The sequence below is a fragment of the Stenotrophomonas sp. LC732 genome, from assembly GCF_052446685.1.
Lineage (GTDB): Bacteria > Pseudomonadota > Gammaproteobacteria > Xanthomonadales > Xanthomonadaceae > Stenotrophomonas > Stenotrophomonas muris.
Genome location: NZ_CP199214.1, coordinates 1,540,869 through 1,555,285, shown reverse-complemented (window position 1 = coordinate 1,555,285; position 14,417 = coordinate 1,540,869). Strand labels below are relative to the sequence as shown.

At 66.6% G+C, this 14,417-nt stretch carries 14 protein-coding genes; 5 read left to right on the top strand and 9 right to left on the bottom strand.

What is annotated here, in order from left to right:
• Window positions 1–42: 42 nt before the first annotated feature.
• The 5 genes from ACT6SE_RS07575 to ACT6SE_RS07555 form a co-directional block, all read right to left on the bottom strand.
• Complete coding sequence (locus ACT6SE_RS07575; protein ID WP_046429902.1) at window positions 43–372, bottom strand: hypothetical protein; 330 nt, start codon at window positions 370–372, stop codon at window positions 43–45.
• Window positions 372–719 (bottom strand): hypothetical protein, encoded by a 348-nt coding sequence (locus tag ACT6SE_RS07570; RefSeq protein ID WP_032959194.1) that lies wholly within the window; start codon window positions 717–719, stop codon window positions 372–374. The genes ACT6SE_RS07575 and ACT6SE_RS07570 overlap by 1 nt, the downstream gene beginning before the upstream one ends.
• Entirely contained in the window at window positions 716–1,546 is an 831-nt protein-coding gene (gene kdsA, locus ACT6SE_RS07565; protein WP_005408999.1) for a 3-deoxy-8-phosphooctulonate synthase, read from the bottom strand. Before kdsA ends, ACT6SE_RS07570 begins: the two co-directional genes overlap by 4 nt.
• An 89-nt stretch (window positions 1,547–1,635) precedes the next feature.
• Complete coding sequence (locus tag ACT6SE_RS07560; RefSeq protein WP_014646697.1) at window positions 1,636–3,300, bottom strand: CTP synthase; 1,665 nt, start codon at window positions 3,298–3,300, stop codon at window positions 1,636–1,638.
• Window positions 3,301–3,700: 400 nt separating this feature from the next.
• On the bottom strand, window positions 3,701–3,934 hold the full coding sequence (locus tag ACT6SE_RS07555; RefSeq protein ID WP_014646695.1) for a hypothetical protein: 234 nt from the start codon (window positions 3,932–3,934) through the stop codon (window positions 3,701–3,703).
• 171 nt (window positions 3,935–4,105) lie between these two features.
• On the opposite strand from ACT6SE_RS07555, the gene parE reads away from it, so the two are divergent.
• The 3 genes from parE to ACT6SE_RS07540 all read left to right on the top strand — a co-directional run bounded on the left by parE (window position 4,106) and on the right by ACT6SE_RS07540 (window position 8,359).
• On the top strand, window positions 4,106–5,995 hold the full coding sequence (gene parE, locus ACT6SE_RS07550; protein WP_032959196.1) for a DNA topoisomerase IV subunit B: 1,890 nt from the start codon (window positions 4,106–4,108) through the stop codon (window positions 5,993–5,995).
• Between the two features lie 178 nt (window positions 5,996–6,173).
• Window positions 6,174–6,752 carry a GNAT family N-acetyltransferase gene (locus ACT6SE_RS07545; RefSeq protein WP_046429987.1) on the top strand — a complete coding sequence of 193 codons (579 nt, stop codon included), beginning with the start codon at window positions 6,174–6,176 and terminating at the stop codon, window positions 6,750–6,752.
• 110 nt (window positions 6,753–6,862) lie between these two features.
• The gene (locus tag ACT6SE_RS07540) at window positions 6,863–8,359 is read left to right on the top strand and encodes a S10 family peptidase (protein WP_046429900.1); all 1,497 of its coding nucleotides are present in this window, start codon (window positions 6,863–6,865) and stop codon (window positions 8,357–8,359) included.
• Between the two features lie 265 nt (window positions 8,360–8,624).
• On the opposite strand, the gene ACT6SE_RS07535 is transcribed toward ACT6SE_RS07540, so the two are convergent.
• Entirely contained in the window at window positions 8,625–9,746 is a 1,122-nt protein-coding gene (locus ACT6SE_RS07535; RefSeq protein ID WP_014646691.1) for an inorganic phosphate transporter, read from the bottom strand.
• 13 nt (window positions 9,747–9,759) lie between these two features.
• On the bottom strand, window positions 9,760–10,386 hold the full coding sequence (locus ACT6SE_RS07530; protein ID WP_004152833.1) for a DUF47 domain-containing protein: 627 nt from the start codon (window positions 10,384–10,386) through the stop codon (window positions 9,760–9,762).
• Window positions 10,387–10,678: 292 nt separating this feature from the next.
• Here ACT6SE_RS07530 and ACT6SE_RS07525 point away from each other — a divergent pair, with 292 nt between their 5' ends.
• A complete protein-coding gene (locus tag ACT6SE_RS07525) occupies window positions 10,679–11,983 on the top strand; it encodes a hemolysin family protein (protein ID WP_032959200.1) in 1,305 nt (434 codons plus the stop codon).
• Window positions 11,967–12,626, top strand: coding sequence for an exopolysaccharide biosynthesis protein (locus tag ACT6SE_RS07520; RefSeq protein WP_046429899.1), 660 nt, complete (start codon window positions 11,967–11,969; stop codon window positions 12,624–12,626). The genes ACT6SE_RS07525 and ACT6SE_RS07520 overlap by 17 nt, the downstream gene beginning before the upstream one ends.
• 92 nt (window positions 12,627–12,718) lie before the next feature.
• On the opposite strand, the gene ACT6SE_RS07515 is transcribed toward ACT6SE_RS07520, so the two are convergent.
• Window positions 12,719–13,216, bottom strand: coding sequence for a pyridoxamine 5'-phosphate oxidase family protein (locus tag ACT6SE_RS07515; RefSeq protein WP_014646688.1), 498 nt, complete (start codon window positions 13,214–13,216; stop codon window positions 12,719–12,721).
• Between the two features lie 67 nt (window positions 13,217–13,283).
• A complete protein-coding gene (locus ACT6SE_RS07510) occupies window positions 13,284–14,279 on the bottom strand; it encodes an LLM class flavin-dependent oxidoreductase (protein ID WP_046429897.1) in 996 nt (331 codons plus the stop codon).
• Window positions 14,280–14,417: the final 138 nt, after the last annotated feature.

The window sequence follows — 14,417 nt, the reverse complement described above, 5'->3', positions numbered from 1 at the left end:
TATCCCCGGCTGCCCGCCACTTGCCAAATGGCCTGGGCGGCATCAGCCCCGGCTGGACCCGATCACGATCAGGGCCAGCGACACCAGCATCACCAGCAACGCACCGGCCACCGCCGCCGCGACGGGTCCACGACGGCGTCGCCAGGCGAGCACCATCGCCACCAGGCTGCCGACGAAAGACACACCCAGCGCGACCAGCGCGGCCACGATCCAGTACTGCATGGCCTGGATGCCATGGTTTCCGTCACCCGGCGAGCCGAAGCTGGCCGCAAAGGCCATTACTCCCAGCAGCAGGGACGCCCAGGCGAGCACGGACAGCCCCAGCGCGACAAGGCCCCAGGGCCAGCCGCGCGCCGACGTGCTCGTATTCATCAAAGCAATCCGTAGAACAGGGCGCCGAGCCACAGCGAAAGCAGGATGATCGCAAAGCCAGCCGCCACCTTGCCGCGATTCAGCCGCCAGGCCAGCACCGCGGCCGCGAGGCAGCCCGCGGCACCGAGCAGCTCCGCGACCAGCAGCGCAATGAAATACGCACGCAGATCAAGCGCGCTGCTGCCATCACCCGGGGGGCGCACCGACGCCGCACCGATCAGCACCAGGCCAAACATGCCCACGGTGAACAGCACGGCCAGGCCCAGTGCGATCAGGCCCCAGGGCCACTGTTTCCAGTGCCGGCGATGACGCTGGGCTTCCAGCGCCACCCTCGGGTCACGACTCACGCGAAGCGCGAGAAGCCGTGCTTCTTGGTCACCGCGTCGAGCTCCATCAGGGTCTCGAGCAGCGCTTCCATCTGGTCCAGCGGCCACGCGTTGGGACCATCGGACAGGGCCTTGGACGGATCCGGATGGGTCTCGGCGAACAGGCCGGAGATGCCCACCGCGACGGCAGCACGGGCCAGCACCGGCACGTGCTCACGCTGGCCACCGGAACTGGTGCCCTGCCCGCCCGGCAACTGCACCGAGTGGGTGGCATCGAACACCACCGGGCAACCGGTATCGCGCATCACCGCCAACGAGCGCATGTCGCTGACCAGGTTGTTGTAGCCGAAGCTGGCACCGCGCTCGCAGACCATGATCTGCTCGTTGCCGGTGGCCTTGGCCTTCTCCACGACCGGCTTCATGTCCCAAGGCGCCAGGAACTGGCCCTTCTTGATGTTGACCGGCTTGCCGGCCGAGCACACCTTGCGGATGAAGTCGGTCTGGCGGACCAGGAACGCCGGGGTCTGCAGCACATCCACCACCGAGGCCACTTCGTCCATCGGGGTGTACTCATGGACGTCGGTCAGCACCGGCACACCGATCTGCTTCCTGACCTCGGCCAGGACCTTCAGGCCCTCTTCCATGCCCGGGCCGCGGAACGCGGTGCCCGAGGTGCGGTTGGCCTTGTCGAAGCTGGACTTGAAGATGAAGTTGACGCCGAGCTTGTCGGTGACTTCCTTCAGCTTGCCGGCGGTATCGAGCTGCAGCTGCATCGACTCGATCACGCAGGGGCCGGCGATCAGGAACAGGGGCTGGTCCAGCCCGACCTCGAATCCACACAGTTTCATGGCGTTTCCTTGTTGTCCGCAGCACCGGCCGGGCCGGTGCGCTGGGGGTTGAAGCATGCAGGATGGGGGCCGAAGCCCCCATTCACAAGTCAGGCGCGCGCTTCGGAAAGCAGCTTGCCGCCGGCCTTGCGCTCGCGCGCGGCACGGATGAAACCGATGAACAGCGGGTGGCCGTCACGCGGCGTGGACAGGAATTCCGGGTGCGCCTGGCAGGCCAGGAACCACGGATGCGCGTCGCGCGGCAGTTCGACCACTTCCACCAGGGTGTCGTCCATCGACTTGCCGGCGATCACCAAGCCGGCATCTTCCAGCTGGGTGCGGTAACGGTTGTTGAACTCGTAGCGGTGGCGGTGGCGCTCGGCGACGACGTCCTTGCCGTACAGCTCACGGGCCAGCGTGCCCGGCTTCAGGCGCTGTTCCTGCAGGCCCAGGCGCATGGTGCCGCCGAGGTCGCTCTTGTCGTCACGCTTCTCGACATCGCCGGTGGCGGTGCGCCATTCGGTGATCAGGCCGATCACCGGGTTCGGCGACTGGCGGTCGTTCTCGGTGCTGTTGGCGCCTTCCAGGCCGACCACGTTGCGCGCGTAATCGACGACGGCCGCCTGCATGCCGTAGCAGATGCCGAAGTACGGCACGTGCTGCTCGCGGGCGAACTTCGAGGTCAGCACCTTGCCTTCGAAACCACGGTCACCGAAGCCACCCGGCACCAGGATGCCGTCGACATCGGCCAGTGCGGCCATGTCGGTGCCTTCCAGATCCTGTGCTTCCAGCCACTTCAGGTTGACCTTGGTGCGCTGGCGCAGGCCGCCGTGCTTCAGTGCTTCGCCGACCGACTTGTAGGCATCCTGGTGATCCACGTACTTGCCAACCACGGCGATGGTCACTTCATCCAGCGGATGCAGGGTCGCATCGACTGCGTCCTCCCACATCGACAGATCGACCGGACCGGCCTTGTCGGCCAGCTTCAGCTGGTTGACCACGATCTCGTCCAGGCCCTGCGCGTGCAGGCCCGACGGAATGCGATACAGCACGTCCACGTCCGGCACGCTGATCACTGCGCGCTCGGAGACGTTGGTGAACTGGGCGATCTTGCGGCGCTCCGAATCCGGCACGGCCTGCTCGGAACGGCACAGCAGCACGTCCGGCTGGATGCCGATCGAACGCAGTTCCTTCACCGAATGCTGGGTCGGCTTGGTCTTCAGCTCACCGGCGGCGCCGATGTACGGCACCAGGGTGAGGTGCATGAACAGCGCCTTCTCCGGGCCACGCTCGGTGCGCACCTGGCGGATCGCTTCCAGGAACGGCAGCGACTCGATGTCGCCGACGGTGCCACCGATCTCGACCAGCGCCACGTCGTAGCCTTCGGTGGCTTCGTCGATGCAGCGGCGGATCTCGTCGGTGATGTGCGGAATGACCTGCACGGTCGCGCCCAGGTAGTCGCCGCGGCGCTCCTTGCGGATCACGTTCTCGTAGATGCGGCCGGTGGTGACCGAGTTCTTGCGGCTCAGGCGGGTGCGCACGAAGCGCTCGTAGTGGCCCAGGTCGAGGTCGGTCTCGGCGCCGTCGTCGGTGACATACACCTCACCGTGCTGGAACGGGCTCATGGTGCCCGGGTCGACGTTGATGTACGGGTCGAGCTTCATCATCGTGACCTTCAGGCCACGGGCTTCGAGAATGGCGGCCAGCGACGCGGCGGCAATGCCTTTGCCGAGCGAGGACACCACGCCGCCGGTTACGAAAATCAAGGGAGTCATGGCTGCAAGCATCCTGTCTGGAAATGGAACACGGCAACACCACGCGCACCCGGAGGGCGGGCATGGTGCTCGGAGGGGGTTTTCCGGTTCGCTGGGACAGCGAGGGAGGTGCGGATCCGTGCGGCGGCAGGCGCCGGACGGGGACCATCGTGCGAGGTCGGGGCGGCCGTGCCGGCCAAATCGACCGTCACCTGCGACCCGCCATGCTGGAAGCCACGCTTGGCCGCTCCAGCCCATTCGCAAAGGGTGGACACGCACTTACTCCCGGAAAGCCATAGTTTACAGATTGATGGCCGCCAACCCAAGGGGCAGACGCCACGTTCCTAAAAAGAAACGCCCCGCTGAGCGGGGCGTTCCGTTGCGCACCCCTTGTCGCAAGGGCGCTTGGCAGGTTGCGGGATCAGCGCTTCTTGCGCGCTTCTTCCTCTTCTTCCTTCTGCGGGGCCGGCTGGCCCTGCGCCTTCATTTCGGCATTGGCCTGGGCACGACGCTTGGCCTTGGCATCGGCCTCGGCCTGCGCCTTGTCGGCCTGGTCACCCTGCTGCGGGGCCGGCTGGCCCGCGTTCTGCGCCACCACCAGCGGCACTGCAACGGCGGCAGCGGCCAGGATTGCAACGGTCAGCAACTTCTTCATGAGGTCCTCCTCGCGGTATGGCTTGGATGTTTCGACCCGATGGGGCCGCCGGCGTTCAGATTCCAGCGGCTGCCATTTTACCCCCTCCCCGGCGCCGAGGCTGAACCGCAGGCGTGCAAAATCGCCGTCCAGACCGCACACTTGCGCGTCGCTCCGCGCTTTAGAAGATAGATGAACGCCCGCTATAACGCCGCCGATATTGAAGTCCTGTCCGGCCTTGACCCGGTCAAGCGCCGTCCCGGCATGTATACCGACACCGCGCGCCCGAACCACCTGGCGCAGGAAGTGATCGACAACTCGGTGGACGAGGCCCTCGCCGGCCATGCCCGCTCGATCGAGATCACCCTGTACAAGGACGGCAGCGTGGAGGTCAGCGATGACGGCCGCGGCATGCCGGTGGACATCCATCCGGAAGAGAAGATCCCGGGCGTCGAACTGATCCTCACCCGCCTGCATGCAGGCGGCAAGTTCAGCAACAACAACTACACCTTCTCCGGCGGCCTGCATGGCGTCGGCGTCAGCGTGGTCAACGCGCTGTCGACCCTGGTGGAGGTGCACATCAAGCGCGAAGGTGCCGAACACCGCATCACCTTCCGCAATGGCGACCGCGCCACGCCGCTGGAGGTGGTCGGCACCGTCGGCAAGAAGAACACCGGTACCCGCGTGCGCTTCTGGCCGGACCCGAAGTACTTCGACACGCCCAAGTTCGCAGTGCGCGCGTTGAAGCACCTGCTGCGCGCCAAGGCCGTGCTGTGCCCGGGCCTGACCGTCAAGCTGACCGACGAAGCCACCGGTGAAGTCGATACCTGGTACTACGAAGACGGCCTGCGCGACTACCTGAAGCTGGAACTGGGCGAGCGCGAATCGCTGCCGGCCGACCTGTTCGTCGGCAACCTCAAGAAGGACACCGAGGTGGTGGACTGGGCCGTGGCCTGGCTGCCGGAAGGTGAGCTGGTCCAGGAAAGCTATGTCAACCTGATTCCGACCGCCCAGCATGGCACCCATGTCAACGGCCTGCGTACCGGCCTGACCGAGGCGCTGCGCGAGTTCTGCGACTTCCGCAACCTGCTGCCACGCGGCGTCAAGCTGGCCCCGGAAGACGTGTGGGACCGGGTGTCGTTCGTGCTGTCGCTGAAGATGACCGACCCGCAGTTCAGCGGCCAGACCAAGGAACGCCTGTCCTCGCGCCAGGCCGCCGGCTTTGTAGAGGGCGCCGCGCACGATGCGTTCAGCCTGTTGCTGAACCAGAACGTGGAGCTGGGCGAGAAGATCGCGCAGATCGCCATCGAGCGCGCCAGTGCGCGCCTGAAGACCGAGAAGCTGGTCGTCCGCAAGAAGGTCACGCAGGGCCCGGCCCTGCCTGGCAAGCTGGCCGACTGCATCAGCCAGGACCTGTCGCGCACCGAGCTGTTCCTGGTGGAAGGTGACTCGGCAGGCGGCAGCGCCAAGCAGGCGCGCGACAAGGATTTCCAGGCGATCCTGCCGCTGCGCGGCAAGATCCTCAACACCTGGGAAGTGTCGTCCAACAGCGTGCTGGCCTCCGAAGAAGTGCACAACCTGGCCGTGGCCATCGGCTGCGACCCCGGCAAGGACGACATCACCGGCCTGCGCTACGGCAAGGTGGTGATCCTGGCCGACGCGGACTCCGACGGCCTGCATATCGCCACCCTGCTGACCGCGCTGTTCCTCAGGCATTTCCCGGCGCTGGTCGATGCCGGCCACGTGTTCGTGGCAATGCCGCCGCTGTTCCGCATCGACGTGGGCAAGCAGGTGTTCTACGCCCTGGATGAGGAAGAGAAGCGTTCGATGCTGGACAAGATCGAGCGCGAGAAGATCAAGGGCGCAGTCAACGTCACCCGCTTCAAGGGCCTGGGCGAGATGAACCCGAACCAGCTGCGCGAGTCGACCATCCATCCGGATACGCGCCGCCTGGTGCAACTGACCGTGGACGATGGCGAGCAGACCCGTTCGCTGATGGACATGCTGCTGGCCAAGAAGCGCGCGTCCGACCGCAAGGGCTGGCTGGAGTCGAAGGGCGACCTGGCTTCGCTGGAAGTCTGATCCGGAGCGGGGTCGGATCCCTTTCCGCAGGAAAGGGCTCTGACCCGGTTGGCGGCAGTGGGGTCAGAGCCGTTTCCTGTCAGGAAACGGATCCGACCCCATGCGCTCCGACCCCATCCGCCCCCATCGGCAAACCCGGCAGCGCCATAATGCGCGTCCACCCGTGTGGACCATCGTATTGGCCAGCCACTCGCTGCTGTTCCCCGGCCTGCCGCTGCACAGTGCACGGCTGGTCCTGAGCCCGATCCGTCGTGACGACGCCGCCGCGCTGTTCACGCTGCAGTCCAACCCGGATGTCATGCGATGGTGGAACCATCCAGCCTGGACGCGACTGGCCGAAGCGCGCGAGCAGATCGACGATGACCTCGCCGCCCATGCCATCGGCACCCAGCTGAAGCTGGCCGTGCGCGAATCGCTGGAAGGTCCGCTGCTGGGCATCTGCGTGGTATTCGCGGTGGACCGCGATGCGGCGCGCGCCGAGATCGGCTACCTGCTGGCACCCGATCGCCAGGGCCAGGGCTATATGCACGAGGCCCTGCAACAGGTACTGGCCTACCTGTTCCGCACCCTGCACCTGCATCGGGTGGAAGCCGAGATCGACCCGCGCAATGCGCCGTCCGCGCACGTGCTGGATCGCCTGGGCTTCCACCGCGAGGGGGTGCTGCGCCAGCGCTGGCGCATCCAGGGGCAGCTGGCCGACTCGGCCGTCTACGGCCTGCTGGCCGATGACGACGCCGCAGCCACCCTCCCCGCTTGACCCAATCTGGCCAGTAGCGGGCTCAACGCACGGCCATGCCTTTGGACACATACGGCATGGCCCGCCACCGGCCTAGCATCGGAACCCCCTTCCGCTGCCGAACCGGTGCCATGAAGTCCCTGCTGCACACTGCCGCGCTCTGCGTCGGCCTGCTCATCGCCCCTGCCAGCGTGCTGGCCGCGTCCGACGCCGAGGGCAAGCCCGACCCGAAAGACGACAAGACCGAAGCGCCTGCGCTGCCCGCCGACGCCTCGGCCCGCCAGAGCATGCGCCTGGCCGGCCGCACCCTGGACTACACCGCCACCGTCGGCACCCTGCCGGTACGCGATGCCAAGGGCAAGGTGATCGCCGATGTGGTGTTCACCGCCTACACGATGCCGGGCAAGGACCGGCCGGTGACCTTCGCGCTCAATGGCGGCCCCGGTGCGTCGTCGGTGTACCTCAACATGGGCGCGATCGGGCCCAAGGTGGTGACCTTCGGCTCCGAGGGTGACAGCGCATCGGCGCCGGCCACCCTGCACGACAACCCGGGCACCTGGCTGGACTTCACCGATCTGGTGTTCATCGATCCGGTCGGTACCGGCTTCAGCCGCGCGCGGATCGGCGACGATGAAGCCAAGAAAGCGCTCTACAACCCCAGTGCCGACGTCGAATACCTGTCGCGCTCGATCTACGACTGGCTGCTGCGCAACCAGCGCATGGCCTCGCGCAAGTACCTGACCGGCGAGAGCTACGGTGGCTACCGCGGCCCGCGCATCACCCACTTCCTGCAGACCCGGCTGGGCGTGGCAATGAACGGACTGGTGCTGGTCTCGCCCTACCTGAGCCCGACCCTGGAAGACAACGCCGATGTCTCGCCGATGGCGTGGATGCAGACGCTGCCGTCGATCGCCGCGGCGCACCTGGAGCGCCAGGGCAAGCTGACCGATGCGGCGATGCGCGAGGTGGTGGAGTACACCCGTGGCGATTACGCCACCGCGTTGATGAAGGGCCGCAGCGATCCGCAGGCTACGGAAGCCATGCTGCGCCGGGTCACCGCGCTGACCGGACTGGACCCGCAGTTCGTGCGCCGCGCTGGCGGGCGCCTGGAGACCCAGGCCTACCTGCGTGAAGTGTTCCGCGACAAGGGCACGCTGGGCAGCCGCTACGACTCCAACGTGACCGCGTTCGATCCGTTCCCGAATGATCCGGAGCAGCGCGCCAACGACCCACTGCTGGACAGCATCATCGCGCCGACCACCACGGCGATGGTCGACTTCGTGACGCGCGTGGTCGGCTGGAAAGTAGATGCGCGCTACCAGGCGCTGAACTACGACGTGAACCGGCTGTGGGACCGCAATGGCGAACTGCGCCAGGGTGCGGTGACCCAGCTGCGCCAGGCGGTGGCGATCGACCCGCATCTGCAGGTGCTGATCGTGCATGGCTGGAACGACCTGTCGTGCCCGTTCATGGGCTCGATCCTGACCGTGGACCAGATGCCGACGATGGGCAGCAATCCGGACCGGGTGCAGGTGCGCAGTTATCCGGGCGGGCACATGTTCTACAGCCGGGCGGACAGCCAGGCGGCGTTCCGCAAGGATGTACAGGCGTTGTTCCAGCGTAATTGAAGGGGTTTGGCCGGGCCTGCGGCCCGGCACCCGCTGACAGCCACGGCAACGGCAACGGCAAAAGCTGGCTTCCTGAGGGCTGTTGGTGGGTGCCGACCGTTGGTCGGCACGGGGGCGGATCCCGTTGCTTGGCAACGGGCTCTGACCCTGGTTCTGCTCTGGTAGGTGTCGACCTTGGTCGACACGGTGGGTGCGGAAAATTCTTGCCCATGAAAAAGCCCGCCTGATACGGCGGGCTTTTTCGTTTGCAACCTTGGCGTGGCGATCAGGTCCAGCCGAACAGCTCGAACAGCTTCAGGATCAGGTACGCACAGCCACCGGCCGCCGGGATGGTCAGGATCCAGGCCCAGACGATGCGCTCGATCACGCCGAACTTCAGCGAGCGCGGGTTCTTGGCGAAGCCGACGCCCATGATCGCGGTGGAGATGCTGTGCGTGGTCGAGACCGGCATGCCGAAGTGGGCCGCCAGGGTCAGGATGGTGGCCGAGCTGGTCTCCGCGGCGAAGCCGTGGATCGGGTGCAGCTTGACCATCTTGTGGCCCAGGGTCTTGATGATCTTCCAGCCGCCCGAAGCGGTACCGGCCGCCATCACCACCGCGCAGGTCAGCACGATCCACATCGCGATGCCGTCACCGGCATGCGCGTCCGGGTGCATGAAGGCCAGCCAGGACGGCAGGTCGTTCAATGCGCCGGTGGCTTCGGCACCGATCAGAGTCATGGCGATGATGCCCATGGTCTTCTGCGCGTCGTTGTGGCCGTGGGCGAAGCCCATGTAGGCCGCCGAGGCGATCTGCGCCTTGCCGAAGAAGGCGTTGACGATGCGCGGACGGGCCAGGCGGCCGATGGCACCACCGATCTTGGCCAGGCCGGCGATCAGCGCCCACAGCAGCACCATCACCACGATGCCGAGCAGGAAGCCGGCGATCGGCGAGGTGATCATCGGCACGAACACCTTCCACAGCAGGCCCTTGTTCTGCGCCCAGCTGCCCAGGCGCTCGGACCAGATCAGCGCGTCCCAGTTGTTGTGGGCGGCAGCCAGGCCGGCGCCGCAGAGGCCACCGATCAGGGCGTGCGAGGACGAGGACGGCAGGCCCTTCCACCAGGTGATCAGGTTCCAGATGATGCCGCCCAGCAGGGCGCACAGGATCACCTGCGGGGTGACCTCGACCACGTTGGTGTTGAGCAGGCCCGAGGCGATGGTCAGCGCCACCGCGGTACCGGTCAGTGCACCGATGAGGTTCATGAAGGCGGCCAGCATCACCGCCCAGCCGGGCGAGAGCACCTTGGTCGCCACCACGGTGGCAATGGAGTTGGCAGTGTCGTGGAAGCCGTTGATGAACTCGAAAACGAGCGCGGCCAGGATCACCACCAGGACAAGGGTCAACATGCGGCGGCGTCCGTCAGCTGTTCTTCAACACGATCTGGTACGCCACCACGCCAGCCTCGCGGCAGCGGTCGATGGCCTTTTCCAGGATCTCGAAGAACTCCTTCAGCAGGAACATCTGCAGGTTGTCCAGGCGGCCCGAATAGATGTCGCGGTACAGCTCGAGCATCAGGCGGTCGGCCTCGTTCTCCAGCGAGCGCAGCTTCTCGTTGAGCGCGGTCATCCGGTCCAGGTTCATGTGGCGCAGATCGGCCACCATCTCCACCACCACGCCGGCGGCCTGTTCGAGCATCGCCGCGCGCGGCGCGAAGTCGATGTGCTCCAGGTGCGTCGTGGCCAGCGAATAGCGATCGGCGAACTTCTCGATCTGCTTGGGAATCTTGTACAGCGCCGAGCCCAGCGCTTCGATGTCTTCGCGCTCGATCGGGGTCATGAAGCTGTCCACCAGCGCCTGGCTGATCTTGTCCGAGGCCGCGCGTTCGCGCAGGCGGGCCAGCTTGAAGGCGTCCAGCGCGGGCTGGCGGTCGGCCTCGCGCAGCATGGAATGCAGCGCCTTGGCGGCGTCGGAAGCCGCGACGGCAGCCTCATCGAGCAGGGTGTAGAACTGTTTGCCGGAACCGAAAATGGTCTGCAGAGAGAACATTGAGAAACCTGTCAGCCGTCGCGGGAAGGACGGCACCAGACGGAATTATGACGGCTAGATGACCATCACGGGTATCCCCGCCCCCTTTCGAGGCCTTGGAACCCCCAACCTGAACAGGCGGTTGCCACCCTGCCATGCCCCTTTGCTAAGATGCCAGCGCGCCTTCGGGCGCACCTTATGGACGACGACCCTTATCCCCCTGCGCCGCGCCGGACCCCGTTCCTGAGCGCCTGCCGCCATCGCCAGCACCCGCCCTCCCTGCCACCAACCGGGGACGACGCCCGTGTTTGAAATGATCCTGATTGTCTTCGCGCTTGTTCTGCTGAACGGCTTCTTCGCCATGTCCGAGATGTCGGTCATGACCTCGCGCAAGAGCCGCCTGAAGCAGATGGCTGCCACCTCCAAGCGCGCGGCCAAGGCACTGGAGCTGTCCGAGAAGCCGGAGAGCTTCCTGTCCACCGTGCAGATCGGCATCACCGTCATCGGCGTGCTGACCGGCTACCTCGGCGGTGAGGCGCTGGGCGAGGCCTTCGCCGGCTGGATCCAGGGGCTGATGCCGGGGTTTGCGTACGCGGGCAACATCGGTACCGCACTGGCCGTCAGCCTGATCACCTTCATCACGCTGATCTTCGGCGAACTGGTGCCCAAGCGCCTGGCGCTGACCCGCTCGGAGGCCATTGCCGGCCTGGTCGCGATGCCGATGAGCTGGCTGGCCAAGCTGGCCCTGCCCTTCGTCTGGCTGCTGTCCAAGACCACCCAGCTGGTGCTGCGCCTGTTCGGCCTGGGCAAGGACGAAGTCGCCTCGGTGACTGAAGAAGAGATCCGCATGCTGGTGGCCGAGAGCCACGAAGCCGGTGTGATCGACGCCCACGAGCGTGACATGATGAACCGCGTCATGCGCCTGGGCGACCGCACCGCCGACAGCCTGATGACCCCGCGCAACCGCATTGCCTGGCTGGACACCCAGGCCGGGCTGGAGCGCAACCTGGAAATCATGGCCGAGCACGAGTTCTCGCGGTACCCGGTGTACCGCGACAACGACATGGACGTGGTCGGCGTACTTGAACTGAAATCGCTGGCCACGCGCATGGCGCGCGGCGACAACGCGCTGTTCCAGACCCTGCGCGAACCGCTTTACGTGTCCGAATCGACCCACGCGATGAAGCTGCTGGAGATCTTCCGCGAGGAACAGCAGTCGATGGCGCTGGTGGTGGACGAGTACGGCGAGATCCAGGGCCTGGTGACCATCAGCGACCTGATGGGCGCCGTGGTCGGCCGCCTGCAGGCGGTGGAGAATGCCGATGAAGACGCGCTGGTGGTGACCCGCGAGGACGGTTCGCTGCTGGTGGACGGCTCGCTGCCGATCGAAGACCTGCGCGAACTGATCGGCAGCAACGAGCTGCCCGATGCCGAGGACGGCGATTACTACACCCTGGCCGGCATGTGCATCCACTACTTCGGCCGCATCCCGCACGCAGGCGAGTACTTCGACTGGGCCGGCTGGCGCTTCGAAGTGGTCGACCTGGACGGTGCGCGGGTGGACAAGCTGCTGCTGCGCACGCTGTCCGACGAGCAGGCCGATGAGCTCACCGCCTGAGGCCGGCCAGGGTCCAGGCGCCGAGCGCCCGGCCTACCGCAACGAGGGCATCCGCACCCTGCTGGAGATGTTCGCTTCCGGCGACCCCGCCGAGCACATGCCGCTCGGCCGGATCCTGAGCAACCTGCAGCAGAGCGCGTTCGGCGTGTTCCTGTTCGTGGCGATCCTGCCCTCGTTCATCCCGATCCCGGGCATGGGTGGCGCGGTCAGCGGCCCGCTGGTGATCCTGATCGGCCTGCAGATGCTGTTCTGCCTGCGCCGGCCGTGGCTGCCCGGCTTCATTGCCCGCCGCGGACCCAAGCGCGGCACCATGCACCGTTTCCTGGACCGCATCGACCGCCCACTGCGGCGCCTGGACAGGATGCTGAGGCCACGCCTGCCGCAGCTGTTGACACCCCTCCCCGCCCACGCCTTCAGCGGCCTGCTGCTGGTGCTGCTGGGCCTTCTGCTGTCGTTGCCGATTCCCTTCACCAACTTCCTGTTCGGCTTCCAGCTGCTGCTGTTCTCGCTGGCGCTGCTGGAACGCGATGGCGCGCTGATGCTGTTCAACTGGATCGCCGCGTTGGCGGCGATCGCGTTCTTCGGCTTCAGTTCGGGACAGCTGGTGGGCTACACGGTGGACCTGTTCCAGCGCTGGTTCTGAGCCGGAATCCGGTAGAGCCGGCCGCTGGCCGGCTGCCACGTTTCCAGGTCTGCCGGCCAGCGCCCGGCACTACCAATACCGGACATCGATCCTCACCGAAGATCGATGAAGCCATTGTCGGCCAACTGCGCCGGCTCGTCCTGCACCGCCGACAGCACGAAATTCAACGCCTTGCCCAGCAGCGTGCCCGGACCATCCCAATACTCGGCCGAGTCGGCCCGCACGTGGATCAGGCGCAGGTTCGGGTCGTCCTTGCCGCCCGGGAAAAACAGTTTCATCGCCGGCGACCACAGTTCCTCGATCTTCGCGCGGTCATCAACGATGCGCGCGCGCCCTGCCACCGATACGTAGGTGTTCTTCGACGGCGAGGCATAGGCCACGTTGACGTGCGGATCAAGCGCGATCTCGGCAACCTTCGGGCTGTCGGCGGTGATGACGAACCACAGGTCACCGTCGAAGGTGACCTGCTGAGTGGCCAGCGGCCGGCTGTAGAGTCGTCCGTCGACGCCGGTGGTGGTGAACATCGCCACCTCCACGTCCTTGATCAGTTCTGCCAGCTGGGCGATGTGTTCGGCGCGGGTATCCGCCATGGGAGGCTCCAATGGGAAGAGCCCCCATCAGACCCGTCGCGGCTGCAACGGGCCGTGACGCCATTGTTCAGCCCGCGTGGCGGGCATGCCAGGCCTGCATCGCCAGTTCGAACGAACGCAGGCGCGCGCGGTGGTCATACAGGTTGGCGGTGAGCATCAGCTCGTCCGGCGAGTGCCGCTCTACGAACGCGGCGATGCCATCGGCCACCTGCTGCGGATCGCCGAGCACGGTGCAGGCCAGGGCCCGCTCCACGCCGAGTCTTTCGTGCGGCTCCCAGAAGGCTTCGATGTCGTCGATCGGCGCCGGAATCTTGCCCGGCCGGCCGCGGCGCAGGTTGACGAAACTCTGCTGCTGGCTGGTGAACAGGCGGCGCGATTCAGCCTCGCTGTCACTGGCGACGACATTCAGGGCCAGCATCGCGTGCGGCTGCTTCAACGTGGCCGAGGGGCGGAACTCGCGGCGGTACACCGCCAGCGCCTCGTCCATGGCGTCGGGCGCGAAGTGCGAGGCGAACGCATAGGGCAGGCCCATCGCGGCGGCCATGCGCGCGCCGAACAGGCTGGACCCCAGGATCCAGGTCGGCACCCGCAGGCCACCGCCCGGAACCGCCTGCACCGCCTGCCCGGGCTGTACCGGCTCGAAGTAGTGCAGCAGTTCGCGCACGTCCTGCGGGAACTGGTCGGCGCTGTCGAAGTAGCGGCGCAGTGCACGCGCGGTGGGCTGATCGGTGCCCGGCGCACGGCCGAGGCCGAGATCGATGCGGTCCGGATACAGCGAAGCCAGCGTGCCGAACTGCTCGGCCACCTGCAGCGGCGCATGGTTGGGCAGCATGATGCCGCCGGCACCGACGCGGATACGCCGGGTGCCGCCCGCGACGTGGCCGATCAGCACGGCCGTGGCCGCGCTGGCGATGCCGGGCATGTTGTGGTGTTCGGCCAGCCAGTAACGGCGGTAGCCCAGCGCATCGGCGTGCTGGGCCAGTTCCAGCATGTTGGCGAAGGCGGCGGTGGTGTCACTGCCCTCGCAGACCGGGGCCAGGTCAAGGATCGACAACGGGATCATCAGCGGTTTTCCGTCTCAGTATCCCCCCTGCATGGGGTCGGCCAGGCGCAGCGGCCAGTGACGGTGGCGGGATGCTGATTCCCGCGGAGCCGGTTCAGGGCCTGCCGGACCGTGTAGAGCCGAGCCCATGCTCGGCTG